We start from the raw sequence: 23,294 nt of genomic DNA, 5'->3' as shown, positions 1-23,294 counted from the left end.
GCAGTGGGCCTCAGGGCGCGCGGAGGTGCTCTGAGGCCCATGTTCTTGGTAACCAAAGGCTCACACGAGTCCCACCTTTNCTTGAGTCANCGGTCAGCNTCGCGCCCAACCGNTNGGCATAGTCAGCTGCAAGCNCCATACCAATGCCGGTACCTCCCGCATCGCAACTGTAAAAACGATCAAACAGATGCTCCCTCTCTTGGTTCCCGAGAGCTGCCCCGTCGTTCTCAACGAAAAGCTCGATCTGTTCCTCTTGGACCGTCATTCCTACCCTCACCACGCTCGCCGCATGACGGAGCGCGTTTACAGCTGCGTTAAACAGAATGGTCGCAACTTTATCCTCGTCAGAATCCAGGACAAGAGGCGTGGGATTCACAGGGGAAAGCTCGATTCCGCGAGAACGAGCCTCTGGGCCCAATGAGCGCACTACGTCGAAGAGCGTCTCCCGGACATCGAAAGATGCGATTGAAACATCAACCATTCCGGCATCCGCCTTGGAGAGGAGGAGGATGTCGCCCACGAGCCGCTCTGACCGCGACAGTTCCCTGTCGATACCGGCGGCCGCATCGTCAAAGCTCTCATGCTGGGCACGTACGGCATCGATGTGCGCTCCGATAACCATGAGGGGCGTCTTAAGTTCATGCGAAGCATTGGCAAAGAAGTCCCTCTTTGCCAACTCAGCTCTTTGCAACTGAGACTTCATATATCGAACGCCCATCCAGAGCAAGACGTCAACGCCAAAACAAAGGAAAGCAATGACCCCTCCGGAAAACCTCGCAAGCGCCCATGCCACGCTCGCGTCTGCCACAAGAACACCAGCAGGCTTATAGTCCGTCTCACTGGGATTGGCGGACTTCTCGGGCGTAAAGAAAAAGCATTCGTCGCCCCTGACATATGAGGACATCTCGCCTGGCTCAAGTCGATGTGCCTCACTTCGAACATGCTCCAGCAGGTCAGCCGAGAGCACGCCCACGTACCCCTCGGGCTTCGATGACGGCTGAAGAGACGGGTCGAGAGAGATGAGCCACACTTCGGGAGCGACCGGTCCATTGTGAAAAAAACCGATGTTTCCCGACGAAAGGGCACGGTGAGCAAGGTCCTGCAGCATGCACCACTGGGCAGCCACAAACAGGAAGGGAATGAGCGCCACAACGACCCCCAGCACCATGCCCGNACGGTTAAGCAGGCCCGGATGGTTGCTCGGCACGGTCACAGCCGCCCCTCCCCTTCCCGATAGGTCAGACGGTAGCCGCGTCCCCACACCGTCTGGTTGTACACGGTGCTACCAGCCGCTAAGAGACGGCGCCTGAGCCTGCGATTAGCCTCGTCGATGGCACGACTTGCAGGAAGAGGCTCAGAGCCCCAGACCTCTCGGGACAACTCGTCCCGAGAGACCGGTACGTTAAATTTTTNGAAGTAGAAGAGAAGGAGCTGATGCTCTTGAGCCGTCAGGGCAAGCTCCATACCGTCCACAGAAAAGGTTCTCGTCCGAGCGCAGTATTCGAGGTTGCCCCACCTTTTAGGCATTCCACCAAGATCCCGTGACCTCACATCGATCCGATGGAGTATCGAATGCACCTTTGCCACCAGGAGCGTTGGCTTGAACGGCTTCGTAATGTAATCGTCGGCACCAAATACCAGGCCACGGCAATAGTCTTCGTCCGAATCTTTGGCGCTGACCATGACAACNGGCACCTGAGACGAGCCTCTGATGCGAGCCAGCAGCTCGATGCCGTCTNTCCCGGGCAGCATTATATCGAGTATTGCAAGATCGCAAGGCGTTCTGNAGAACACGNCCCAAAACTCGGAGCCGGAACCGAAAGCAAGAACCTCGTGGCCATCTGCAGCAAGAAAGCGATTGAGAATCTCGCGCACCTCACGCTCGTCATCTGCGAGATAAATCAGTGCCACTGCGCTTCCCTTCTCGAACAAGGTAGGGGGCGTTCGCCCCCTACCTAACCAAACGATCAGCACTACCTCAACGTNTAGNTTAGCTTGTGCTGAGAAATCTGACCCTGATAGCCGTTATACCATCCGTTGTAATAATCGATCACCGTGTCCTTAGAGGAGTATGTGCGTTGGTATGTTATCCTTTTATATTTAATATCATACCGATCAACGCGAAAAAGGCCACAGGTGAACTCCTTAAAGGTGTCAATCACCTCATCAGTATAGGTCTGCACNTGATCGGGCTGCTTCACGGCCGCCTGGGCCTGGGCCGGGGCGCCCAAACCCAAGATCNCGNCTGCCAACAAGGCCACCAGCAGGCCGATGCCCCTCTTACTCATCCGCATGTCCAACCCCTTACTCNCTGCTCGTCTCATAGCAACTNANAAATCCNTCCCTCAAGTCCACATTTCCCTTCACCTCCTCAACGGCATCGCAATGGAGAAAGAGGACGCGATCGCATATGCGCTGNAGCCCCTCGAGCAANTGGGAGGAAATGANGACGGTCCTTCCCGCACGTGCCATAGCACGCACTTCAAGCTCAGCCTGCTTCGTTCGCAGGGGATCCAAGGCGTTCATCGGCTCATCGAGGAGCGTGTAGGGCGCTTCCGTTGCCGATGCCATCGCAAGGAGTGTTTGTTGAATCATGCCCTGCGAGTAGGAGCGAAGCGGCCTCTTCCAAAACGAGAGGACGCCCAATCGGTCTCCAATCGCTTCAGTGCACGCATCCGAACCCCAACACCCCGCCGCATGGCCCATAAGCTCAAAGGCGCTNAACGGGCACCGCTGAGTCACCTGCTGCCATCCCGAGTAGTACACGGGCCAGCGCCGAGAGCGCCCTGGGAGCCGCTTTTGTCCATCCGCTTCAACGACGGAGCCTTTCCCAACGGGCACATCCCCTGCAAGGGCACGCATAAGCGTCGTCTTTCCCACTCCATTAGGCGCGGCAAGGCCAACCACCTCACCTCGACGCAGGCGAAATGAGATATTGCGGAAAACAGGGCTCCATCCATAACCAGCCGCAAGATTANAAACCNCAAGCANGGGTCCACCTTTCGGTCAGCCATAGCCTATAGACGCGACGTAGTGCCCATGCCGCTGCCCCCACAAGAGAAGCTGCAACAATCAGCAGCGCAAATGCCNCAAAACACAAAGGAAAAGGAGACAGTGCTTCTGATAAGACGGAATCGGCAGCGCTAAAGCACCCCGCATATCCGCACAAGATCCCGGGAGCAAGATATGTGCTGACGCACAGAGCAAGGATGTCCTCAGGCACTGCACCCCCGTACAGCCCAATGTTAGGGAGCAGCCCAATCGCACCGGCCACCAAGCAACCAACGAAAACACTCGACCACATGCCAAGGAGGGCCATGAGGGCCGACAGGCAGAGGGAACCGAGCAGTACAAGGGTCGCGGATACGAAGAGGGACTCCCCGACTGTCGTGGAAATGGCCTGGTCACCCTGCATGAAAGCAATGGGATATGAAAGGTCGCCCAACCCANTGCAAGCGGCCATCCATACCATAGCGGGGAGGAAGGAAATAATGAGGCTTACGACGGACAATGCCCATGGGGCGAAAGTGCAAACAAAGAGATTCAAAACAGGCCGGGGCGCCTGCAGGGACACAATGCCCTGCCTGTAAGATCCAACCGCAACGGCCGCACACATTAAGACCGGCATACAGAGGATAATTGCCGGGGTCGTCCCGAATACGTAGGACGCATATTCAAACGCCGGCATTTTCGACGCAACATCAAAAGACTGGGGCCCTCCGGCCTGCGCCATTGCCTCATAGAATAGCTGATAGCCCTCCAACAGCCCTGCGCTTGAAACAAGAGCTCCCTGCGCGGCCAGATCCCTCTCAACGGCATTCGCCCTTTGCATCGATGAGTAAAATACCGCATCGCTTTGGGAGAAAACCGCCTCCTTCAAGGCAGCCCGCAACTCCTTGAAAGGCTCTTCCTCTTCTGGCGTCATCCCATCGTAGAAACCATTCGACCATTCCTCCNCTACCTGCCTCAGCTGATTCTCTGCCTGCATACGCAGAAACGGAGTGCCAAACACAGGAACAGAAGCAATCGCAGGCATCAAGAGGGCCAAAGCCACAGCCATAGTCACAAGAGGCAGCTTCCTGTCACGGGCTACGATTTTCCATACTATGTAAAACCTTTCCATAAGAACCTCCTTTGGCTGGCTTNNAGTCTCGCATGTAATCCCCGGATATGTTCACGGCCTATGCCACACGAATGCCACAGATTTGCAACAACCGGTCCCGGGTAGAAACCATGGATGTTTTCCCAGCACAAAGGGACTTCCACCTCAGCGGAACAACGCNAGACTAGGTGAGTTTTTCCACCTGCCATCCCTCGATTGGAGTCACCATGGCATCAACCGTCCCGGCCGTCGCCAAGAAGGCGGGCCACGGCGCCATCCCCTTCTCCCTGGGCATGTCCCTCGTGACCTTGGGCGTCGTCTACGGCGACATCGGCACGAGCCCCCTCTACGTGATGAAGGCCATCGTCGCGGGCAACGGCGGCCTCGCGAGCGTCTCACAGGACATGATCATCGGCGCGGTGTCGCTGATCATGTGGACCGTGATGCTCATCACCACGGTCAAGTACGTGCTGGTAGCCATGCGTGCCGACAANCACAACGAGGGCGGCATCTTCNCCCTCTACTCCCTCGTGCGCCGGTGCGGCAAATGGCTGATCCTGCCGGCCATGATCGGCGGCGCGGCGCTCCTCGCCGACGGCATCCTCACCCCCGCCGTCACGGTCACCACGGCCATCGAGGGCCTCCGCACCATCGAGGTGGGTCACTCCTTCCTCGGNGACACCCCCACCNTCGTGGTGCTCATCACCATCGTCATCCTCTGCGCCCTCTTCCTCCTGCAGCGCGCCGGCACGAGCTCCATCGGNAGGATGTTCGGCCCGGTCATGTGCGTGTGGTTCCTCTTCCTGGCCGTCACCGGCGCGATCAACCTCGTCGGCAACCTCGACATGCTCCGCGCCCTCAACCCCCTGCGCGGCGTCATGTTCCTGTTCGGCCCCCTCAACAAGGCCGGCTTCGCCGTGCTCGGCTTCGTGTTCCTGGCCACCACCGGCGCGGAGGCCCTCTACTCCGACATGGGCCACGTGGGCCGCTCCAACATCTACGCGTCCTGGCCCTTCGTGGTGTTCTGCCTGTTCCTGAACTACCTCGGCCAGGGCGCCTGGATCGTGGCCAACGCCGGCAACGCCGAGCTGGCTGCCACGGCCGAGCTCAACCCCTTCTTCGAGATGATGCCCGTGGACATCCGCGCCTTCGCCGTGGTGCTGTCGGCCGTGGCCGGCCTCATCGCGTCCCAGGCCCTCATCACCGGCTCCTTCACCCTGGTCTCCGAGGCCACGCGCCTGAACCTCCTGCCCCACCTGCGCGTCACCTACCCCTCCCAGACCAAGGGCCAGCTCTACATCCCCATGGTCAACACCGTCATGTGGATCGGCTGCATCGGCGTGGTGCTGCTGTTCAAGACCTCCTACAACATGGAGGCCGCCTACGGCCTGGCCATCACCCTCACCATGCTCATGACCACCCTGCTGCTCACCGTCTNCCTATCNAGGGTGCGCCGCCACACCGGCCTCGCCGTGATCTTCGCCTGCTTCTTCATGGCCCTCGAGGGCGCCTTCTTCCTCTCGTCGCTCTCCAAGTTCTTCCATGGCGGCTACGTCACCATCCTCATGGCGGCCGTCATCTTCTTCATCATGTTCGTCTGGCGCCGCGGCAGCGCCATCGAGNGCTCGCAGTCGGTCTTCCTGCCTGTAGCCCGCTACATCCCGCAGCTCAGGCGCCTGTCCGACGACGACACCATCCCCATGCTCGCCGACAACCTGGTCTTCCTCACCAACGACGCCAGCTCCGACATGCTCGACCGAGACATCCTCTACTCGATCCTCGACAAGCGCCCCAAGCGTGCCCGCTGCTACTTCTTCGTGACCGTGCGGGTGACCGACGAGCCCTTCACCCACGCCTACACCGTCAACGACTTCGGCACCGACTTCGTCTTCAAGTGCACCCTGCACCTGGGCTTCAAGGTCAACCAGCGCGTGAACGCGTACCTCCGTCAGGTAGTGGGCGACCTTGTCCGCAGCGAGGANATGGCCCCCCAGCCCATCNGCTACTCCATCTACCGCGACCCGGGCTCCATCGGCGACTTCCGCTTCGTGATGCTGCGCAAGCTCCTCACCCCCGAGACCGAGCTGTCCGGTGAGGACCGCACCGTCATGAGCGTCAAGNACGCCATCANGCGCATCTTCGGCANCCCGGCCCAGTGGTACGGCCTGGCCACCTCCGGCGTGCTCTTCGAGTACGTGCCCCTGTTCAGCCGCATGGCGCCGGTGACAGTGCTCGAGCGGGTTCCCCTCTCCCTCTCCTCCGACCTTGCGGCCGAGGAGGGCGACGACGAGGACGACATCCTCTCCCTCGACCTTGCCGACGAGATGGCCGACGTCATCGCCGACACCGAGGCCAACGTCATCGGCGGCGAGGAGTCGGCCGACCGCACCGGCGTGCACCCCAAGGTGGTCTTCGACGAGGAGGGCCGCCCCGTGCGCATCGAGCGCCCGGGCCACCGCGGACACCGTCACGGCCGCGGCAGGAACTAGACCGCGACCGNCCTGTGCGACCTTACGAGAACGGGGGCGCCGGCCTTGCAGTGNCCGGCGCCCCCGTTTTCCATGGGCCGGGATAGAGGAGGGGCTCAGGCCCCGAGGAGCCGGAGGAGGTAGTCGCCCACCCCGCCCTCGTCGTTGGTGAGGCGCGTGGAGGCGTCGGCAAAGGGGGCGACGCCCGGCTGGGCGTTGGCCATGGCCACGCCGAGGCCGGCGGCCGCGAGCATGGAGGTGTCGTTCATGCCGTCCCCGAAGGCCACGGAGTCGGCCACGGGCACCCCCAGGTGGCGGCAGAGCCACTCCAGGGCGCTGCCCTTGGACGCCGCGGCGTCGCTGATCTCGAGGTTGCACGACTCCGAGGAGGTCCAGGAGAGGCTCGGGTCGGCCTCCACGGCGGCGATGCACTCGTCGCGCTCCTCGGGCGTGTGGTAGTACACCGAGAGGCGGTCCACACGGCCGAGGCCGTCGACCACCTCGTCCAGGGGCTCGTCGACCACCGTCCTCGACCGGCGGATCTGGTCAAGGAACCCCGGCATCAGGCCGTAGGTGTGCAGACGGTCGAAGCGCTCCCGCTCGGCGAAGGCACGGCCGTCGGCCATGACGTCTATCTCGATGTCCAGATGGCGCACGGCCCGGTAGACGGCGCGGGCCCTCCCGGGGCCCATGGGGGTGGCGTGGATGACGCCGTCGCCCCCGGCCCGCACGGCGGCGAGGTNNACCACCACGGCNCCGTTGACGCACACGGCATGGCGGGCGCCGGGCAGCGAGCGCAGGGACTCCGGAAGGCCCGCGAGCGGCCTGCCGGTGCAGACGACNANCTCGCNGNCGGACGCCGCGAGGGCCTCCAGGGCGCGCAGGTTGGTGGGGTGCACNTGCTTCTCGGGAGTGAGGAAGGTGCCGTCGAGGTCGGAGAAGACGATGGCCATGGGGCTCCTAGTGGGGCGACGACTGGGCGAGGGGCGCCGGCAGCGGGGGCTCGTCGCCCGCCCGGTCGGCGATGGGCACGTAGACCGGGCAGGTGGACGCCCACGGCACCACATAGNCGGGGCGGATGATGCGGCCGGCGCCGTAGAGCTCCTCCATGCGGTGGGCCATCCAGCCCNAGAGGCGGGCGATGGCGAAGATGGGCGTGTGCATCTCGGCGGGGATGCCCAGCATGTCGTAGACGAACCCCGCGTAGAGGTCCACGTTGGCGCAGAGCGGCTTGGAGGTGCCGCGGACCNGCGAGNCCACGGCNGGCGCCAGGTCCTCGATGGCCTCGATGGTGTGGAACCTCCTCGAGAGGCCCTTGTGCTCGGCCAGGGCCCCGGCGTAGCGCCGGATGATGGCGGCGCGGGGGTCGCTCAGGGTGTAGACGGCGTGGCCGATGCCGTAGAGCAGCCCCGTGCCGTCGAAGGCCTCCCCCGCCGCGATCTTTGCGATGTAGGCCTCCATGGCCTCGGTGTCCGACGGGTCCGCAACGTGGTCGCAGACGTCGTCGATCATCTGACCCACCTTGAAGTTGGCGCCGCCGTGCTTGGGCCCCTTGAGCGACCCCATGGCGGCCGCGTAGGCCGAGTACGGGTCGGTCCCCGACGAGGAGAGCACGCGGCAGGTGAAGGTGGAGTTGTTGCCGCCGCCGTGCTCGGCGTGGAGCATGAGCATGGTGTCGAGGACCCGGGCCTCCTCGCGGGTGTAGCCCTCGGGGCCCCTGAGGACCCGGAGGATCGTCTCGGCCATGGAGAGCCCCGGCTCGATGGGCGGGATGGAGAGCTCGGACTGGTTGGCCTCGGCCGAGTACGCGGCGCTCGCGATGGCGGCGATGCGCGGCAGGCGGGCGAGCAGCGATACGGCGACGTCGACCTCGTGCTGGGGGTCCGTGGCGTCGGGGTCGTCGTCGAAGGCGTAGAGCAGCAGCGTGGCACGCTGGAGCACGTTCATGATGGACGTCGAGGCCGTGGTGCGCGGGAAGAGCGAGAGGTAGCCCACGGGGAGTGCCCGGCGGGAGTCGATGCGGTCGTTGAAGTCCGCGAGCTGGGCGTAGGTGGGCAGCTGGCCGCTGATGAGCAGGAANGCGAGCTCCTCNNAGCCGAACCGCCCCTCGGAGGCGGCGGCCCCCACAAGGTCGCCGATGGAGTAGCCGCGCAGCAGGAGGTCGCCCTCGTCGGGCTCGACGCCGTCGGGGCCCTTGCGGTAGCCGTGGACGTCGCACACGGTGGTGAGGCCGGCCACGACGCCGGAGCCGTCGGGGTTGCGCAGGCCGCGCTTGACCCCGTAGTGCTCGTAAAGCGCCGGGTCCACGGCGTCGATGTTGCGAAAACCCTCGTAGAGGGCGTCGCTCACCGGCTCGCGGCCGCAGGAGACCGACGGCATGGGCCGCACGTCGGTGACGTGGAGCATGGCGCTCGTGCTGGCCGACGGGATGACGGGGCGGTAGTGGGCGGTGAGGCTCTCTTTGTTAACGGTCATGGCTCTCCTTGGGGCCGATGGCCGCCTCCCTCAGGCGGGACGCCTAGAGGCGGTACATGAAGCGGAAGACCTCTTCGCGCTGGAAGGTGATCTGGACGCCGAGCTCGCCCTGGAGGGCCGCGAGCTCGCCCTGGAGGGTGTCGAAGTCCACGTCGACGGCGCCGAGGTCCACCAGCATGGTCATGGTGAAGACACCTTGGAGGATGGTCTGGGATATATCGAGGATGTTCGCGTCGTGACGGGCGAGCACGGCGGTGACCGCAGCCACGATGCCGGCGCGGTCCGAGCCGAGGACGGTGAGGATCGCGCGGCCGCTGGTCTCCTGGCGTTCCTGAGCCATGGTGCCTCCATACAACGANGGCCCCGGGGCNTGCCCNGGGTCCGGGAAGGGTCGGGTCTGAATTCTAACGGANGCCGCCGGCGCGGCCCCTAGGAGACGCAGGANTGAAAGCGGGCCGTAATCTGGTCCTCTGACTCGTGGAGCGCGCAGCAGAGCTCCTCCACGGAGCGGNCGTGGGCCTCCTTGTAGATGCGCTCGTAGATGACGGGGGCCTTCTTGTGGTTGGCCTCGACGTCGGCGATGCGGGAGCGGAAGGTCTTGGCGATGCGCATGACATCCGAGCAGGAGCCGTGGCGGATGACCTTCTTGAAGTGCTTCTCCTCGAGGACAGCGGANCGGTCCGTGAAGGGGTCGAGCTCCATGTCGGGGTAGCTCTCGATGAGGGACGCGGCCTCGTCTGCGGACAGGACCGGACGGNGGTTGGCCTCGGAGGCCACGGGGTACTTGATGAGCATGGGGTTGCGCCCGTGGGTGGGCATGAGGTGGTAGACCGGGGAGTCACCGNCCTCCACAGCCTCGACGCAGCAGACGCCTTGACCCGGATGGACGATGTAATCACCGATTTGGTACATGTTTTCCTCCGTTTCACTTGCATCTATGCTAGAACAAGATATACTGGTTTGTTTTTGTCGTTACTACGGGACACCCTTCAGGGACCCGGGCGGCTCTGTGGCCTTTTGGGAGGGTGCCGTCGGGTACCTGCCGGGATGCTAGGATTGGAGCGTTGTCCCGCGAACGGAGCGCCATGAGGGTCTTGGCCATAGTGCCTGCATACAACGAGGAGGAGAGCCTCCAGTCGACGGTCGAGGAGCTCATGGCGAGCTGCCCGTACGTGGACATCCTCGTCATCAACGACGGCTCGCGGGACGCCACGGGCGCCATCTGCGACCGCGAGGGCTACAACCACCTGGACATGCCCATCAACTGCGGCCTCACGTCCGGCTTCCAGGCCGGCATGAAGTACGCGCTGCGGCACGGCTACGACGCCGCCGTGCAGTTCGACGCCGACGGCCAGCACCGCCCCGAGTACATCGCCGAGATGGCCCGGGCCATGGAGGGGCAGGGCGCCGACATCGTGATCGCGAGCCGCTTCCTCGAGGGCGAGCGCGGCCACTCCCTGCGCCACATCGGCAACTCGCTCATCTCCCGCCTCATCCGCGCCACCACGGGGGCCTCCATCACCGACCCCACGAGCGGCATGCGCATGTTCAGACGCAGCACCTTCAAGGCCTTCGCCGGCGGCATGGACATGGGCCCCGAGCCCGACGCCGTCGCGCTGCTCGTGCGCAAGGGCGGTGCCAAAGTGGTCGAGGTCCCGGCGTCCATGCGCGAGCGCCAGGCGGGNGAGAGCTATCTCTCCCCCGCCAAGGCCGTCACCTACATGGGGCGCACCTGCCTCAANATCCTGTTCNTCCAATGGTTCCGATAGGAGCTCCCATGGACCGCTCCCTGCGCATACTCCTGATCGTGGGCGCCGCCGCGACCCTGCTGCTCATCTGCAGCGCCGTCAAGCGCCAGAAGATCCAGATCGAGGACNCNCTCTTCTGGATCTGCTTCNNCGGCCTCCTCGTGGTCCTGGCAGTGTTCCCCCAGATCGCCTTCTGGCTGTCCGGGCTCCTGGGCTTTCAGTCGCCCGTGAACTTCGTCTACGTGACGATCAACGCACTCATGCTCGTGAGGGAGTTCCGCAACTCGTCCAAGATCTCCACGCTCAAGTACCGCGTGGACCAGCTGGCCCAGGAGGTGGCGCTCGACGAGAACGACCGCGGCGGCGACAAGGACGAGGGCCGCTGACAGACGGCCCCCGGGGGTACGGGGCGCATGGACCGACGTTGGGGCCGCCCCCGGGGCGGCCCTTTCCCGTGGCGCCCCCTAGGGACGGTAGACCGCGCGGTTGTTGGGGGTCTCGTCGACCTCCACGGCCGTGACCGGCAGCCCCATGGCGCGGAGCTCGCCGAAGACGTGGCGGGCCAGGTTCTCCGCCGTGGTGCGGAAAGGCAGCACGGTGAGGGAGAAGGTCTCGGCCTCGAGGGCCGCCACGGTGGCGGGGGCGAGGGTGCCCTCCTCCACGAGGAGGGTGTGGTCGAGCGAGTCGCAGACCTCGGCCACGGCGCCCTTGACCACGGAGAAGTCCACCACCATGTCGCGCATGTCGCCGTCCTCGACGAGGCTGTCGGCGCCGAACGTCGCCACGACGCGCCAGCGGTGGCCGTGGAGGTTCTCGCACTTGCCGTCGTAGCCGTGGAGGAAGTGGGCGGAGTCGAAGTGCCCCTCGGCGATGAGCTCGTACATGGCGGCCTCCCCGCGTTCGCGCGGCGCCCGTGGGAAGCCGCTGTGGACGCGGTGCATCATACCCCACGGCCCCGGGAAGAGCGTGTATGCTTGACCCGTTTTCCTCCCCTTCAAAAAGGAGCAAGCCTTGGCGAGCCGCGCCCCCGTGTCCGTCCTGTTCGTCTGTCACGGCAACATCTGCAGGTCCACCATGGCGCAGTCCGTCATGGGGCACCTCGTGCGGGAGGCCGGCGAGGAGGGGCTCTGGACCGTGGACTCGGCCGCCACGAGCACCGAGGAGCTCGGCAACCCGCCGCACCCCGGAACCGTGGCGGAGCTCGCACGCCACGGCATCCCCTGCGTCCCCCACCGGGCGCGGCGGATGCGCGCCGACGAGCTCGACAACTGGGGCCTCGTGGTCTACATGGACGGGGAGAACCTCCGCGGCCTGCGGCGCATCCTCGGCCCCGCCGCCCTGGACGGCGGGCGCGTGAGGCCGCTCCTCTCGTTCGCGGACCCCGCCTANGCCCGCGCCCGCANCGACGTGGCCGACCCGTGGTACACCGGCGACTTCGGGGCCACCTTCCGCGACGTCCGCGAGGGCTGCAAGGGGATGCTCTCCCGTGGCTGAGGCCTCGCGGCGCCGGGTGGCGCCCTGGGTGCTCGCGGCCGGCCTCGCGACGCTCGCCGCCCTCCTCTGGCTCGCGTGCTCCACCCTGGGCGGCATGGCCTGGAGGGACGCCCTCTTCCCCACCGTCCTCGTGCCCTCGGCCCTCCTCGTCGGCCNGAGACGGCGCGCCCTGGCCGCGCACCCGGGGGCCGCCGTCCTGGCCGTGGTGCTCCCGGTGGGGCTCTTCCTCTGCGCCTACATGCCGGCCATCGTGTCCGTGAGCTGGGACGGCTACGTGCATTNCCGGGCCGCCAACCGCATCGCCCAAGGGCGGGTGACCGTGAGCTCGCTCGCCGACGACGTCCTCTACGACATGGACGGCATCTACGACGTGGGCCTCTACCCGCTCGGGACGAGCGACGACGACTGGCACCCCAACTGGGAGTCCATCCTCTCGGAGGAGGGCATGGACCACGCCAACGAGCGGTTCGAGGAGCTCGACGAGGTGGTTTCCACCCGCAAGACCAACGTCACCCCGTGGGAGCCCACCACCCTGGGGCGGCTCCCNNACGCGCTGGGGCTGGCCGTCGGCGACCNCCTCGGCGCGCCGGTGNTGGCGAGGCTCTTCCTGGGGCGCGTGTGCAACCTGCTCGTGTACGCGGCGGTCATGGCCCTCGCCGCGTCGTGGCTCAGGCGCGGGGGCTGGGTGGTCTTCGCCGTGGCCGTGACGCCGACGCTCGTGTTCATGGCCTGCAACTACTCGTACGACCCCTTCGCGATCTCCCTGGTCACGCTGGCCGCGAGCCGCTTCGTAGGCGAGCTCCAACGCCCCAACGAGCGCCTAACCGCGGGCAGGGCGGCCTGGATCCTCGTGCCGTTCCTCGTGGGGACGGTCACCAAGGCGGTGTTCGTCGCCTCGGCCCTCATGCTGCTCTTCATGCCGAGGACGAAGTTCTCCGACGACCGCGGGCACCGCGCCTGGGTCTGCGCCTGCTGCGCGGCGGCGGCGGCGGTGCTCGCCACGTTCGCCGTGCCGTTCCTGCTCGCCGGCGGCAGCGTGGGGGCCGACACCCGCGGGGGCGCCGCGGACATCGACTCGCGGCGGCAGCTCGCCTTCCTCCTCACGCACCCGGTCACCTACCTCGCCACCCTCGTGGGGAGCTTCCTCCGGGCCTTCAACCCCGTGGCCGTGTTCCAGCAGCTCCCCGTGAACCTCTGCTACCTGCCCATGCCCGAGGGCTGGCCCCTCATGGCCGCGGGGTGGTTCTGCCTCGCGCTGTCGGCCGCCCTGCTCGACCGCGGCCCCGTGGACGACCGCTGGCGCGGCCCCGCCGTCGGCTGGGGGACCTTCGCGGGCATCGCGCTGTCGCTCGTGCTGATGGCCACGGCCCTCTACCTCGGCTACACCGACGTGGGGGCGCCGCTGGTGGGCGGCATCCAGGTGCGTTACCTGCTCTTCGAGATCTCGCCGTTCCTGCTGGTGTGCCTCAACCTCGGCACGGGTCCCAGGCGCCGGCTCGAGGGACGGCTGGAGGCCGCGGGGGGCGCGGGGCCGGCCCGCCGCGCGATGGGGGCACTCCCGCAGGCAGCCCTGTGGGCAGGCTTCTGCCTGCTGTGGGCCGTGACGGCGTTCGGGTTCCTCGTGCGTTTCTAGGCCCGCGGGGGGGGCGGCGCCCAGATTGGGACAAAAGTGCCCGACCGTTGGGACAAAAGTGTCCGACTGGTGGGACGGGGCGGCGGTCTCAGCCGTTGTGGGCGGCCACCCAGGCCAGCGCGTTGGCCACGGGGTCGCCGGACTCCTCGCAGAGGCCGAAACCGCCCTCCCAGACCGCCGTGAGGTCGGCGGTGGAGACGNCGTCGTAGGAGCGGAGCGCCCACGCCAGGTCCATGGCGGCGGTGAAGGGCACCTCCGACTGCGCGAGGCCCACGTTGACGCGCCACGCGGGCGNCACGGCGCCGGCCGAGAAGGCCTCCCCTCCCGGGGCCAGGTAGGCCAGGGGGTCGCAGAGCGAGCAGCGCTCCGGCGGCGTGAGGCCCTGGGCGTCGCGCACCGTGAGGTTCTGGCCCCAGGCGCCCACGTACCCGGGGTCCCAGCCCGCGAGGGAGCGGTACTCCCACTGGCGGTGGTTCAGCAGGTCGTAGACCATCTCGGAGTAGTGCAGCGTCTGGGTGTCCGGGACGCCCAGGAGCTGGTTCTCGGCCGTGTCGCAGCCCACGCCGTCGAAGGCCGTGCAGGCGAGCGTCGGCGCGGCGAGGGCGCGCACGTAGGCGCCGAGGGACCCCACCCGGACGGTGCCGCGGGAGGGGCTGTAGGAGAGCCAGGAGTCGCCGTCGCCGTTGAGCGAGGCCACGTAGGCCTTCGCGGTCTCGAAGGGCAGGCTCTTGAGCTGCGCATGGACGCCCTCGACCGTGGAGGCCGCGCCGAGGTCCACGTCGAGGCCCGCAGACGCCACGGCCTCCGCGTTCTGCTGCGCGCCCGCGGCGAGCTCCTCGGCCGTCCCCGTGGACGACGGCTGCACCCCGGGAAACGACGCCTGCTCGGCCGCGCCGCGCACCACGGTGGCCGGGAACGCCGTGGNGTCGAAGAACCGCTTGGCCGATCCTTCGAGCTCGGAGAGCACCGCCTGGAGGTAGGAGCCGTCGCTTGCCTCGCCGTCCAGGGTCNCGTCGANCGCCAGGGGGGCGTTGTCGGGATCGGTGNGGNCCNGGCCGGAGACCCANCGTCNGAAGGACCCCGACAGGTCCCGGGAGAGNGCCGACGTCCAGCGGTNGGGCGAGCGCGTGCCGTCGTCCACATGGCGCCCGTAGAGCCACTCGTAGGCGCCGTCGGCGGAGGCGAGGGGGCCCACGGGGTTCCAGATCGCACAGCCGGAGGGGGCGTCGGACAGGGTCGCACCCTCGCCGTCCCAACGCGCGGCGCCCTCGGCGTCGAGGAAGGGGTCGAACGCCGGGGCGTCGCCCGACGCACCGAGGCATGCGACGAGGGAGGCGCCGGCGCCCACGCCCAGGCAGAACACGCCCGAGGCGCCGCCGGGCAGCCGGCCCGCGTTGAGCCGCAGGAACCGGATGGCGCTCTTGAGGTCGCAGACGTTCCACGGCAGGCCGCCGGGCACGGTGCCGTCGCCGGAGGCCTGGCCCCGCGACTCGAAGCCCGTGGTGCAGCCGCGGCACCCGGCGAGCACGTAGATGCACCCGGCGTCCATGTAAGGCTTGAGCCCCTCGTNGGAGTAGGTGCCCGCCGGCGTCTGACCCCGCCNCGAGGCGGAGTCCACCGCCATGACCACCGGGGCGTTGGAGGAGTCGAACGACCCCACCTTCGCTCCCTCGGCCACGGTGCAGGAGAAGGTGTCGCCCTTGGCCTCGGCGTCGAAGTAGGCGCCGGGGACGAATATCGAGAGGCGCTGCACGGTGGAGGAGGCCGGCGTCAGGCAGTAGGGCACGCAGAGCCGGTAATAGACGTCGTGCTCCTCGTCATGGCTCCAGGCGGAGGCGTCGAGGGCGAGGTCGTCGTAGGCGTGGACGTCCACGGAGGGCCCGTCGTCGGAGGCCGCCGGAGCGGGCGCGGGGGCGGGCCTGCCGCACGCGGAGAGGACCGCGCCCAGGGAGGCGGCGGCCGAGGCCGCAAGAAAGCTCCGTCGCGTGCATGCCATGNGACCCTCCCCTACTCGCCTNCCGTACGGNCCTTAGTATCCCGCGNCGCGCGCCGGGCCACGACATCTCCAGACCGCTGCCCGAATCCCCTCCGCCCGCGGCCGTCCCGGATGGGCGCCTTGGTCCATGATGGATGAAACGGTTCCGGAGGAAGGGACAGCCATGGCCAGTGACGAGAGCCGCGCATACAGTATGGTCCTCNAGTGGTGGGGGCTCCTCCCCCGCCCGGTGCGGCGACGGGAGCTCGGCGACTTCGCCATGGAGTTCGCATACCACTCCGCCAGGGTCGAGGGGGCCGAGCTCACCTACGAGGAATCGCGGGAGGTCTTCGAGCAGGGCAGCGTCACGGCCTACACCGGCGACGTGCGCTCCCTCGTCTCGCTCACCAACCAGAAGGCCGCCTTCGGCTGGATGACGGAGCGGCTCGAGGAGCGCGCATCCCTGGACGAGGCCTTTGTGCTCACGCTGCACCGCACCCTCACCTACGGCACCTACAGCCCCACCCAGCTGGCCGACGGCGAGCGGCCGGGCACCTACAAGCTCTCCGACTACATNGNCCGCGAGACCCATNACGTGGGCGCCGCCCCCGACGAGTGCCCGCGCCTCACGCGCGAGCTCCTTCGCGACGTCGATGAGACGCTCCCAGGCCTCACGCCCAGGCGCGCCGTCACCTGTGCGGCCTTCCTCCACAACGAGCTCGTCACCATCCACCCGTTCAGCGAGGGAACGGGGCGCGTGGCCCGCGAGCTGGCCAACTACGTGCTCCTCTTCGGCGGGCACCCGCCGGTGAGCGTCTTCGAGGACGAGGTGGACGCCTACTACGCCGCCCTGGAGGCCTTCGACGACACCGGCGACCTCGAGCCCTTCAAGCGGCTCCTGCGCCACGAGACCGTGCGCTCCTGGGAGGACCGGGTGCGCTAGGCACCGCGGCGGACGGGCAGAGCCGACAAAAAAAGAGGGGGCACCCCGGACCGTCCGGGGCGCCCCCTCCCACGTCGCCGCGGACACCCTACCCCTCGGAGCGGACCTCGCTGGCGATCTGGTCGGGAACGCTCATGCCGTCNCTGCGGTCGGCGCCCCAGAAACAGCAGGACAGGAAGCCCGGGCCCACGTGGCAGCCGATGGTGGGGCCGGCCTCGGCCTCGATGAACAGCACGTCCCCGTCGGCGCCGCGCCCGATGATCTCCTCCAACCGCCGCATGGCGGCGGGGCAGTCGGCGTTNNCGGTGGCGCACACGAAGGTGGTGTCGGAGTGGTTCTGGAGGTAGTTGTCGGCCAGGCGGCGGATGGCCTTCTTGCGGCCACGGGCGATACCGGCGAGCTCGAGGNTGCCGTCGAGGGCCACGGTCAGCAGCGGCTTGATGTCGAGCTTGGAGCCCACGAAGGCGATGCCCGAGGGGATGCGGCCGCCGCGGGCAAGAGCCGTGAGGTCGTCCACCATGAACAGGGTGTGGATGTGGTTGTGGGCCTCGGCCGCCCAGTCGGCAAGCTCGCGGGCCCTGAGCCCCTTGTCGCGCTGGCGCACGGCCTCCCACACGAGGAGCGTGAGCGGGGTCGAGGGCAGCTTGGTGTCCACCACGTAGAGCTCGATGTCGGGACCGAACTCCTCCTTCATGCGCTCGAGGGCCATGCAGGCGCCCTCGTAACAGCCGGAGATGCCGGAGTCGAAGGCGAGATAGACGGTGGGGACGCCCGAGGCGATGGCCGCGCGGAAGGCCTCCTCGAACTCCATCTGGGAGGGCTGGCTCGTCTTGGGCTCGGCGCCGTGGCGCATCCGCTCATAGAACTCGTGGGAGCTCATGGTGGCGAACATGTCGTCGACGCCGCAGAGGGGCTCGCGCCCGTCGTCGCGGTCGGGCTCGGTGTAGGTGAAGTGCAGGACGGTGAGGCCGTTCTCCTCGCAGAACTCGCGGCTGAGCTCGCACGGGGAGTCGACGATGAGGTTGCAGACGGCGGCCATGGGACCTCCAGTGTGAGACGGGGCACNAACGCGTCCATGATAGGGCACGACCCGAGAGCCCACGGATAACCCACAGGCGGCCCGAAGGCCCGGGGCCGGGCGCGGCTACTCGGCGGATTTCAGGCTCTCCACCATGTCGATGGACGCGAGCCTGGGCACCATGGCCGCCAGCACGAGCACACAGAACAGCACCGTGAGCCCGAACGAGCAGAGGTAGCTCACGGCGTGGATCTCACGGCCGAACATGGCGGCGTCCACCTCGGCCGNCACCACCACGTAGCCCTCGAACCACGTGCCGAGCTCGAGGCCGACGAGGGCACCCACCACCACGATGATCGCGATCTCTCGGAAGACGTAGGAGCAGACCTCCTTGGGCAGGAACCCGAGCACCTTGAGGCTCGCGATCTCGCGGGAGCGCTCGGCAATGTTGATGTTGGCCAGGTTGTAGAGCACCACGAAGGCGAGGAGGGCCGCGGCGGCGATGAGCACCACCATGACGAGGTCCACCGACGAGAGCATCTCGCGGTAGGTCTCGATGGTCTCGTCGTCGAGCATGAGCGTCTCCACGCCGTCCATGGCCTGGAGCCGGTCGGCGTCGACGGCGCGCTCCACGGCGTCCGTGGGCAGGAACGCGAAGGCGGTGTTCGCCTCGCCCGGCTCGCCGAAGGCCCGGACATAGGCATCCGCGCCGATGTAGACGTAGGAACCGAGGTAGTTCTCGCACACGGCGGTGACCACGAGGCGGCGCTCCTGACCCGTGGCGTTGCCGGTGGCGTCCTGGGCCCAGAGGCGCACCTCGTCGCCGGGGCCGACACCGAGCGTGGTGGCCAGCTTCTCGGTGAGCACCACGGAGTCGGAGCCGAGGTCCACCGGGGCGCCGCCCCGGCGCTCGCGCAGGGTGACGGCGCGCCCCAGGGAGCCGGCGTCCTCCNGGACCACGAGCACGACGGCGAGGTCCTTGGAGCCGTCCTCGGGCCTCGCCACGACGTTCTCCTCGAACGCCGCCACGGGATCGCCGCGGCCCATGGAGCCGAGGGCGTCCAGGACGTCGGCCCGCTGCCGCCCCGTGGCGTCGACCGAGAGACCCACCGTGGCGTTGTAGTGCACGATCTCGCCGAACTGCTTGTCGATGATGTCGTTCACGGCGTCACGCACGCCGAAGCCCGTGAGCAGCAGAGCGCAGCAGCCAGCGACGCCCACCACGGTCATGAGGAAGCGACGGCGGTAGCGGAAGATGTTGCGGAACGTGACCTTCCACGAGAAGGAGAGGCGGCGCCAGACGGGCCCCACGCGCTCCAGGAGGATGCGGCGCCCGGCCTTGGGGGCCTTGGGCTGCATGAGGCCGGCCGGACTCTCTCGGAGCGACGACAGACAGGCCGCGAGGGCCGCCCCCACGGTGACGGCCACACCGATGACGGTGGCCGCGACGGCGGGCGCCGCCTCCACAGGGAGCGGCATGGGCCGCGCCGGGACGCCGTAGATGATGCCGTAGGCGGTGAAGATCACACACGGGAGCAGCTGCGACATGGAGAGCACGCCCACGAGCGCGCCGAGGAGCGAGGCGGACCCGGCGTAGGCCACGTACTTGGAGCAGATGGCCGCGCGGCCGTAGCCGAGGGCCTTGAGCGTGCCCATGAGCCCGCGGTCGTCGTCCACCATGCGGGTCATGGTGGTGAGCGAGACGAGGGCGGCCACGAGGAAGAAGAAGAACGCGAACGCCGTGGCGATNGCGTCGATGCGCTCGGAGTCGGCCAGGTAGGAGGCCGCCCCGTAGTTCTGTTCGCGGTCGAGCAGGTAGACGTCGCCGGGCCCGATGGCGNCNACCTCGCGCNGCGCGTCGNNCAGCNGGGCCTCGGNGTCGGCGATCCCGGCCAGGGCCTCCTCCCTCCCCCGCTCGTAGGTGGCGAGGCCCTCCTCGTACTCGGCGCGGCCGTCGGCCAGGCGCGCCTCGGCGTCTGCGAGGGACGCCTGGCCGGACTCCACCTTCGCGCGGGCCTCGTCCAGCTGCGCGCCGGAGGCGTCGAGGGCGTCCCTCCCCTCCTGGAGGCGGGCCGCGCCGGAGTCGAGGGCGGCGCGGTTGTCGGCGAGCTCGGCCTCGGCCTCGTCGAGGCGGCGGGCCTCCTCGTCCAGGCGCGCGCAACCCTCCTCGAAGGTCCGGACCGCCCCGCGGGCGGCCTCCACCTGGGGCGCCTGGGACACGAGGGCCTGGGCGGCCTCCAGGAGGTCCTCCAGGGCGGCGACCTGGCCCTCCAGTCCATCGGCACCGGCGGCCTGGTCCTCCTTGANCCGGTCCAGGGCCGCCCGGGCGGCGTCGGCCACGGCCTGGGCGTCGTCGCCGGAAAGACCCGCGGCCGCGACCTGGGCCACGAGCCGCTGGCACTCCTCGTCGTAGGCGGCCACGGCGGCACGGGCCTGCTCCACGGCGGGAGCCTGGGCCTCGANCCCCGCCTCGGCCCGGGCGAGCTCCTGTCTGCCGGCGTCCACCTNCGCGGCGGCGGCCCCGAGCTGTCGGCGGCCCTCCTCGAGCCCCGCCGCGTTCCGCTCTATCTCGGCCTCGCCGTCGGCGAGGAGACGCTCCCCGTCGGCCACCTGGGCGCGGCCGTCGGCGAGCCCCCGCCTGCCGTCTTCCACCTCGGCGGCGCCGGAGTCCAGCCGGGCCCCGGCCTCCTCAAGCGCCGCGGCGCCGTCCGCGAGGGACGCCTCCGCCTCGGCCCGGCGGTCAGCCAGCTCGGCGCGGCCCTCGTCCACCCTCTCCTGGGCCTCGGCGCGCAGCTCGTCCGCCCGCNCCTGGGCGAGCCCGGGGATGAGGGCTTCGATGCGCCCGGCCACGGCGTCTACCGCGCCGTCGTAGGAGGCCGAGCCCCACGGCTCGTCGGCCGCGCCGGCCACACGCACGTAGAGCTCGGTGTAGGGGGCGTCGGGAACGAAGGCCGACGGCAGCGTGAAGAGCACCTGGTTGACGGTGCCGCTGCCGAGGGACGTGGTGGAGAGGACCGCCTCCTGCACGTGGGCCGACGACGCCACGGTGCCCACGACCCTGAAGTCCCGCGTGGCGAGGAGTCCGTCGAGGTCCTGGGCGCCGTAGAGCACCTCCACGTCCCCGGGCACGGCACCCTTGTCGGCGGCCTTGTCCACGATCACGCACTCGTCGGCGGACTCCGGCCACCTGCCGCTCCTGAGCTGAAGACCGTTCATGGGACCTCCCGAGAAGCNGGCCGAGGCCCAGGAGTCCAGCGACACGACCCGGCAGGCATGGTTTACGTCGCCCATGCGGGCCATGACGTCCACGGAGCGGCCCGGCTCGCAGGCGGCCACACCCCCCACCGAGGAGACGTCGCCCACCTGGGACGACGAGAACCCGAGCGTGGAGACCAGCTCGAGGTCGTAGAGGTTCGTCCGGTCGAAGAAGGCGTCGGCNGAGCGCNGCNTGCCGACGCCGGTCATGCGCAGGCCGGCGAAGAAGCCGCAACCCAAGGCNCCGATNANGACGATGGCCACATAGCNGNCGGCGGGCTGCCTGACCGTGCGCAGCAGGTGTCTCCAGAAGACGGGGGGCACGCTCACCACTCCACGGAGCTCGCGGGGGCGGGCGACGGGTTGGTGGAGACGGAGGTGGCACGGCCCTCGCGCACGTGGATGACGCGGTCGGCCACCTGGGTGAAGGCGCTGTTGTGGGTGACGATGGCGACGGTGCGGCCGGTGGCGCGGCACGTGTCCTGGAGCAGGGCGAGGATCTGCTTGCCGGTACGGTAGTCCAGCGCGCCCGTTGGCTCGTCGCNGAGCAGGAGCTTGGGGTTCTTGGCGATGGCGCGGGCGATGGCCACGCGCTGCTGNTCGCCGCCGGAGAGCTGCGCCGGGAAGTTGTCGAGGCGCCCCTCGAGGCCGACGGCCGCGAGCGCCTCGGCNGAGGGCAGCGGGTNGGGGCAGATCTGGGNGGNNAGCTCNACGTTCTCCNGGGCCGTGAGGTTCTGTACGAGGTTGTAGAACTGGAAGACGAAGCCGATGTCGTTGCGGCGGTAGAGGGTGAGGCCGCGGTCGTCGAGGTCCGACACCTGCCGCCCCCCGAGCTCGATGACGCCGGAGGTGGGGCGGTCCATGCCGCCGAGCATGTTGAGCAGGGTGGTCTTGCCGGCGCCGGACGGGCCCACGATGACGCAGAGCTCGCCCCGCTCGATGTCGAAGGTCATGCCGTCCAAGGCGCAGACGTCGACGTCTCCCATGTGGTAGACCTTGCGGACGTCCTCGAAATGCACGAAAGCCACGGCCACCCCCGTCCGACGCGACACCGGCGGCCCCGACGACAGCCGCTATGCTTACCTATGATAGGCGATGGGAGAAAGGGGCGGCCGTGGACGGGACGGGCGACGGCGGGAACAGGCTGGAACGCTACCGGATGTCGTTCGGCGGCCGGTGCCAGGGCGTGGGGTTCCGCTACACGAGTGCGGACATTGCCGGGCGCGTGGGCCTCTCCGGCTGGGTGCGCAACGAGGACGACGGCACCGTCTCCATGGAGCTCCAGGGTACCCCGTCGCAGGTGGTGCGGTTCATGAAGCTGCTCGAGCACGCCTACGAGCGGTTCCCGTGGCGCTACACCGTGGAGGCCATGGACTCCGTGNAACCCGACCNCGANNACCGCAGCTTCCGCANCGTCTACCGCTGAGGCCGGGGCCGTCAGGCGATGCGCTCCGCCANGGCACGGTTGCGGTCGCACACNACNATCCAGGCCACGGCCGCCGCGCCCACGACGTCCACCACGGCGGGGACGAACCCCACCTGCACGTACACCGCCATGGGCACGAAGTAGCTCCACCCCTCGAATACGAGGATGAACAGGGGCACCCACGCGAACACCCAGTAGAGCGGCGACGAGGCGAACCGCCGCATGCCCCAGGCCACAAGGGCGGCCGAACCCGCGAGGGCGAGGCCCAGGCCCAGGGAGACGAGCTTCTCGGGGCCCCAGAACGGCGTGTGCCGCATGGCCGTGAAGCGCCCGTCCATGACCTCGCTCATGGACCGCAGCAGGCGCTCCTGACCGCCGAGGTAGTTCACGTAGCGCACGGCGAAATACGTGAGTACCACCGCGACCATGNACGACAGNGTGCGCAGGGCCGCCTGGCGCGGCGACACGCTGCGGTCGGCGAGCACCACCGAGACGATGGCCCACNCGCCCAGGGAGCCGGTGGCGAAGCTCATGTAGAGCCAGGTGTTGTAGTTGTAGCCGGGGTTGAGCTCGAGGGCCGCCACGACGGAGCCCGCGACGATGCCCGCGAGGGCCGCCAGCGACACGGCGCGCCCGGTGTCGAGGAACGTCTGGCACGAGCGGGGGAACGCGCCGGGCGAGTGCGCGGCGAAGAGCTCGTAGCCGGGCTCTCCGGCCCCGTCGGCCGCGCGTCCGCCGCCCTCGTTCCCTGCCCAGC

At 68.1% G+C, this 23,294-nt stretch carries 18 protein-coding genes; 7 read left to right on the top strand and 11 right to left on the bottom strand.

Features of this window, described 5'->3' with window-relative positions; genetic code table 11:
* Positions 1–10 precede the first annotated feature (10 nt).
* The 3 genes from JX283_RS01915 to JX283_RS08750 all read right to left on the bottom strand — a co-directional run bounded on the left by JX283_RS01915 (position 11) and on the right by JX283_RS08750 (position 2,934).
* On the bottom strand, positions 11–1,168 hold the full coding sequence (locus JX283_RS01915; RefSeq protein WP_204829093.1) for a HAMP domain-containing sensor histidine kinase: 1,158 nt from the start codon (positions 1,166–1,168) through the stop codon (positions 11–13).
* A 41-nt stretch (positions 1,169–1,209) separates the two neighbouring features.
* Positions 1,210–1,911: a response regulator transcription factor gene (locus tag JX283_RS01910; RefSeq protein ID WP_204829092.1), complete on the bottom strand. Its 702-nt coding sequence runs from the start codon at positions 1,909–1,911 to the stop codon at positions 1,210–1,212.
* Between the two features lie 393 nt (positions 1,912–2,304).
* The gene (locus JX283_RS08750; protein WP_370583390.1) at positions 2,305–2,934 is read right to left on the bottom strand and encodes an ATP-binding cassette domain-containing protein; all 630 of its coding nucleotides are present in this window, start codon (positions 2,932–2,934) and stop codon (positions 2,305–2,307) included.
* 1,395 nt (positions 2,935–4,329) lie between these two features.
* Between JX283_RS08750 and JX283_RS01900 the strand changes: the two genes are divergently transcribed.
* On the top strand, positions 4,330–6,591 hold the full coding sequence (locus JX283_RS01900) for a KUP/HAK/KT family potassium transporter (RefSeq protein ID WP_204829090.1): 2,262 nt from the start codon (positions 4,330–4,332) through the stop codon (positions 6,589–6,591).
* Positions 6,592–6,686: 95 nt separating this feature from the next.
* Here the strand turns inward: JX283_RS01900 and JX283_RS01895 are convergent, their stop codons facing one another.
* The 4 genes from JX283_RS01895 to JX283_RS01880 form a co-directional block, all read right to left on the bottom strand.
* Positions 6,687–7,523 carry an HAD-IIB family hydrolase gene (locus JX283_RS01895; RefSeq protein ID WP_204829089.1) on the bottom strand — a complete coding sequence of 279 codons (837 nt, stop codon included), beginning with the start codon at positions 7,521–7,523 and terminating at the stop codon, positions 6,687–6,689.
* A 7-nt stretch (positions 7,524–7,530) separates the two neighbouring features.
* Positions 7,531–9,045: a citrate synthase gene (locus JX283_RS01890; protein WP_239652422.1), complete on the bottom strand. Its 1,515-nt coding sequence runs from the start codon at positions 9,043–9,045 to the stop codon at positions 7,531–7,533.
* A gap of 43 nt (positions 9,046–9,088) precedes the next feature.
* Positions 9,089–9,385, bottom strand: coding sequence for an ACT domain-containing protein (locus JX283_RS01885; RefSeq protein WP_135977756.1), 297 nt, complete (start codon positions 9,383–9,385; stop codon positions 9,089–9,091).
* An 89-nt stretch (positions 9,386–9,474) separates the two neighbouring features.
* Positions 9,475–9,957 (bottom strand): CarD family transcriptional regulator, encoded by a 483-nt coding sequence (locus JX283_RS01880; RefSeq protein ID WP_204829088.1) that lies wholly within the window; start codon positions 9,955–9,957, stop codon positions 9,475–9,477.
* A 173-nt stretch (positions 9,958–10,130) separates the two neighbouring features.
* Here JX283_RS01880 and JX283_RS01875 point away from each other — a divergent pair, with 173 nt between their 5' ends.
* Complete coding sequence (locus tag JX283_RS01875; protein ID WP_204829087.1) at positions 10,131–10,814, top strand: glycosyltransferase family 2 protein; 684 nt, start codon at positions 10,131–10,133, stop codon at positions 10,812–10,814.
* Positions 10,815–10,822: 8 nt separating this feature from the next.
* Entirely contained in the window at positions 10,823–11,179 is a 357-nt protein-coding gene (locus JX283_RS01870) for a DUF2304 domain-containing protein (protein WP_204829086.1), read from the top strand.
* A 78-nt stretch (positions 11,180–11,257) separates the two neighbouring features.
* On the opposite strand, the gene JX283_RS01865 is transcribed toward JX283_RS01870, so the two are convergent.
* Complete coding sequence (locus tag JX283_RS01865) at positions 11,258–11,677, bottom strand: 6-carboxytetrahydropterin synthase (protein WP_204829085.1); 420 nt, start codon at positions 11,675–11,677, stop codon at positions 11,258–11,260.
* 127 nt (positions 11,678–11,804) lie between these two features.
* Here JX283_RS01865 and JX283_RS01860 point away from each other — a divergent pair, with 127 nt between their 5' ends.
* From JX283_RS01860 to JX283_RS01850, 3 genes are all read left to right on the top strand, one after another.
* A complete protein-coding gene (locus JX283_RS01860; RefSeq protein ID WP_239652421.1) occupies positions 11,805–12,287 on the top strand; it encodes a low molecular weight protein-tyrosine-phosphatase in 483 nt (160 codons plus the stop codon).
* Complete coding sequence (locus JX283_RS01855) at positions 12,280–13,920, top strand: DUF2142 domain-containing protein (protein WP_204829084.1); 1,641 nt, start codon at positions 12,280–12,282, stop codon at positions 13,918–13,920. Before JX283_RS01860 ends, JX283_RS01855 begins: the two co-directional genes overlap by 8 nt.
* Before the next feature lie 2,159 nt (positions 13,921–16,079).
* Positions 16,080–16,838, top strand: coding sequence for a Fic family protein (locus tag JX283_RS01850; protein WP_204829083.1), 759 nt, complete (start codon positions 16,080–16,082; stop codon positions 16,836–16,838).
* A gap of 88 nt (positions 16,839–16,926) precedes the next feature.
* Here JX283_RS01850 and JX283_RS01845 read toward each other — a convergent pair whose 3' ends face one another.
* The 3 genes from JX283_RS01845 to JX283_RS01835 form a co-directional block, all read right to left on the bottom strand.
* Complete coding sequence (locus JX283_RS01845; RefSeq protein WP_204829082.1) at positions 16,927–17,877, bottom strand: DegV family protein; 951 nt, start codon at positions 17,875–17,877, stop codon at positions 16,927–16,929.
* A gap of 105 nt (positions 17,878–17,982) precedes the next feature.
* Positions 17,983–21,441 (bottom strand): FtsX-like permease family protein, encoded by a 3,459-nt coding sequence (locus JX283_RS01840; protein WP_204829081.1) that lies wholly within the window; start codon positions 21,439–21,441, stop codon positions 17,983–17,985.
* Positions 21,438–22,139, bottom strand: coding sequence for an ABC transporter ATP-binding protein (locus tag JX283_RS01835; protein ID WP_204829080.1), 702 nt, complete (start codon positions 22,137–22,139; stop codon positions 21,438–21,440). Before JX283_RS01835 ends, JX283_RS01840 begins: the two co-directional genes overlap by 4 nt.
* A gap of 86 nt (positions 22,140–22,225) precedes the next feature.
* Between JX283_RS01835 and JX283_RS01830 the strand changes: the two genes are divergently transcribed.
* Positions 22,226–22,537: an acylphosphatase gene (locus JX283_RS01830; RefSeq protein WP_239652420.1), complete on the top strand. Its 312-nt coding sequence runs from the start codon at positions 22,226–22,228 to the stop codon at positions 22,535–22,537.
* Positions 22,538–23,294: the final 757 nt, after the last annotated feature.

It is taken from the genome of Olsenella sp. CU969 (assembly GCF_905219715.1).
Classification (GTDB): domain Bacteria; phylum Actinomycetota; class Coriobacteriia; order Coriobacteriales; family Atopobiaceae; genus Granulimonas; species Granulimonas faecalis.
Note: the sequence above shows the minus strand (reverse complement) of the source record. Positions and strands in the feature narration are given on the sequence as shown.

Bases quoted from the DNA above. Each gene is read 5' to 3' on its own strand.
- JX283_RS01865 (WP_204829085.1), bottom strand. From the start codon at position 11,677: ATGTACGAGCTCATCGCCGAGGGGCACTTCGACTCCGCCCACTTCCTC.
- JX283_RS01885 (WP_135977756.1), bottom strand. From the start codon at position 9,385: ATGGCTCAGGAACGCCAGGAGACCAGCGGCCGCGCGATCCTCACCGTC.